This is a genomic window from Photorhabdus temperata (genome assembly GCF_025384845.1).
Classification (GTDB): domain Bacteria; phylum Pseudomonadota; class Gammaproteobacteria; order Enterobacterales; family Enterobacteriaceae; genus Photorhabdus; species Photorhabdus temperata.
Genome location: NZ_JAJAFX010000136.1, coordinates 1 through 2,827, shown reverse-complemented (window position 1 = coordinate 2,827; position 2,827 = coordinate 1). Strand labels below are relative to the sequence as shown.

The 2,827-nt window shown below is 58.0% G+C and carries 2 protein-coding genes and 1 pseudogene; all 3 read right to left on the bottom strand.

Features of this window, described 5'->3' with window-relative positions; genetic code table 11:
- Nucleotides 1-782: phage integrase N-terminal SAM-like domain-containing protein (locus tag LGZ99_RS23865; protein WP_262979789.1), on the bottom strand; the 782-nt coding region annotated here is incomplete at its 3' end.
- Nucleotides 783-859: 77 nt separating this feature from the next.
- Complete coding sequence (locus LGZ99_RS23860; RefSeq protein WP_158019887.1) at nt 860-1,195, bottom strand: hypothetical protein; 336 nt, start codon at nt 1,193-1,195, stop codon at nt 860-862.
- 48 nt (nt 1,196-1,243) lie between these two features.
- Nucleotides 1,244-2,827: pseudogene (locus LGZ99_RS23855) on the bottom strand (DNA primase); the annotation flags it as partial.

Below are 2,827 nucleotides of genomic sequence, written 5' to 3'. Positions count from 1 at the left end.
ACCTGTGCCGGCAGCCGTTTTTCTTCCTTCGGCAACACCAGACTGTCCACCGGGTTATACAGGATATGGTGACGTTGCAACAGCCAGCGGAACCACTGACGTAAGACACTCAGGCGGTCCCGCTGACTGCCCGGCGTGTAGGGCTGGCCGTCCGCTTTACGGTGGCTTCTCAGCCAGCGCTGGTAACTTTCCAGCAACGGCAGGCTGACCTGCGGTGCGGTCATCACCCCACGCGCTTCGCACCAGTTGACGAACGGCAACAGCCGTTCTTCATAGGACTCTTGGGTCCGTTCGCTTAAGCCCTGTCCCTGCACGGCTTCCAGCCAGGCCGCCAGATGCTGGCGTAAGGTGGCGAAGCGGGCCGGGATGGCGTCGGGTTGACCGTGGGTCTCCATGACAGAGGGGCGTTTTTTTCTGTCTGGCGAGGCGAGGGTTGTTGCCGGGCTGGTTGGGATAGCGTGCTGTTGCTGCAACCAGTCGAACCACAGGCGTAAGGACCGCAGGCGTCGGCGCTGACTGTCCTGCGTATAAAGCTGGCCGTTGGCCTTGCGGTACCGGGCCAGATACTGCTGCCAGTTTTCCAGTAACGGTTCGGTGACCTGAGCGGCGGATATTACGCCCTGTTCCTCACACCAGTTGACGAACGGTGACAGCCGTTCATGACGGGCGGACTGGCTCTTTTGACTCGCCCCCTGCAACAGCAGGTTATCCAGATACGCGTCCAGATGCTGGCGCAGGGTCAGCGAGCGGGGGTTGGATTGATGTTTAACGGGTGATGACATGATGGGATTTCCTGTAGGGAACAGCGGTTAATGGTTATCGGTGTGTGATACATCACGACGGTACGATGGCTTGATTCTTAGGTGGCCGGAACAGTCCTTTTCTGTCTGCCCCAACTTGCGGACCGCTCAGCCCGGTATTGCTGCGGTCTGGCGTCCATTTCCCGGCCTCCAACTTGGGCCCAACTTGACCCCAACTTGAGGGCAACTTGCGGTTCAGTCAGTCCAACTTGCGTCGGTCGTATTCCGGGTTTTCGGGTTCTATGATGTACTGGCAGTACGATACGACGGCTTTTTCTTATTATTGCCGGAACAGTGTTTTTCAACCGTCCCCAACTTGCGAGCCGTTCCTCCCAGTATTGCTGCGGTCTGACGCCGGTTTCCCGCCCTCCAACTTGGGCCCAACTTGATCCCAACTTGAGGGCAACTTGCGGTTCAGTCAGTCCAACTTGCGTGAGTCATATTCAGGGTTTTACCGGTTTTTCCGGCGCTGTCAGGTCAATCAGGCCGCACAGATGGGCTTCTTCTGCGCTGTCGCCGTTCCACAGCAGTTCATACTGCAACAGATGGCCGCGACTGCCGCCGTGGACTAACAGATATTCCATGTCGGCCAGTCGCTGACAGTGGACTTTTAACTGGTTATCGCTCCACTGGGTGTAATGGCGGATATCGCGGCGGGTAAAGCGGACCGCGTTCACCGGGCGTTGCTGCGCTGTCGCCGTCTCTTTCACCATCGCTTGTATCAGCAGTAACAGTTTTCGGGTCTGGGGCGACATTTCATCCAGCGTGCGGCCTAATATCTCGTGGGCCAGCCGGTTTGCTAAGCTAATATCGTCTTTGGTCACCTCGATATATTCAAGCCGTTTGCCCCGGTGTTCCGCGGTCTTCACCTCGCGCTGGTGCTGATGCAGCAGGGCGATACTTTGTATCAGGGTGAGATATTTCATGTGGTCGCGTCGGGTGCGGGTTTTATCGCTCATGAACGTTAACTGTGAGGCATAAGGGTTAACCACATTCAGCGGGCGCAACAGCCGCTGGGCGTTTTGATGCAGTTCGGTGATATATGCCTTTTCATTCTCGGCCAGTAGACCTTCCAGCGTTTGTTTATGGCGCTGCAAGGCGTGGATAGCTTCGGTCTGCTCCCGCGATTCGTTTACCGTCAGCACCAGACAGCGGTTTAACAGCTCTTCATCCACATCTATCGCGGTGGTGGTGAGCATCAGCATCACCGGCCCTTTTACCGTGTACTGTTTGGTCACCAGATTCCCGCTGGCGTCATCTTTACCGGTGCTGGCAATGGTCAGTTCGCCGTCGCTTTGCAACAGTTTGAGCGCATAGGCGGCCTGCCTGACGCCTTCCTCTTCGGCAATGGCTAAGATTTTATGCTGGAGATTGGTTTCCCCCAGATAGAACAGACTCTGGCCGGTCATGGCGCTGTATTGCAGCCGTTCTTCTTCCGGTATCAGATTGAGTACCGCATCCATTAAGCTGCTTTTCCCTGCCGCCGAACTGCTTTGTATCAGCACGGCCAGCGGACGGTCCAGCTTGCGACTGACGGCGGCTAAGTAACCGGCCAGCAGGTTAGTGGATTCGCCCACCACGCCACAGGCGGCTAAGTCAGCGGTGATGCGTTCACTCAGTTTCGGGTCTTGCAGCAGCGCCAGCGCCGCAGCCCGCTGGTCCTCGCTCAGTTTGGGAACCGGTGGGGGTTCGGTTTGTTCACTGACGCCGGCCTGTTGACACTGTTCCAGTACCAGCAACACCTGCCCCAGTGCCCGGCGCAGGTCACCTTCGGCCAGCCCGAGTTCGGTGGCGGCCAGCCGCGCATACCCGCCCCGGCTGCGGGCGCTCATCATGTCCACGCTGTCGGCAAACATCACGCCGCTGTCGGTATCAACGACCTGAACATTCACTTTCATCACCGCCGCCCCGGCTTTCACCTGTGACAGGCCCCGGATACCCCACTGTTGTGTGCCCAGCGTCAGGGATATCTCGCCGTTAGCGCCGGTTTCCCAGACCACATTCGGCATTGACGGCAACGCGGCTAT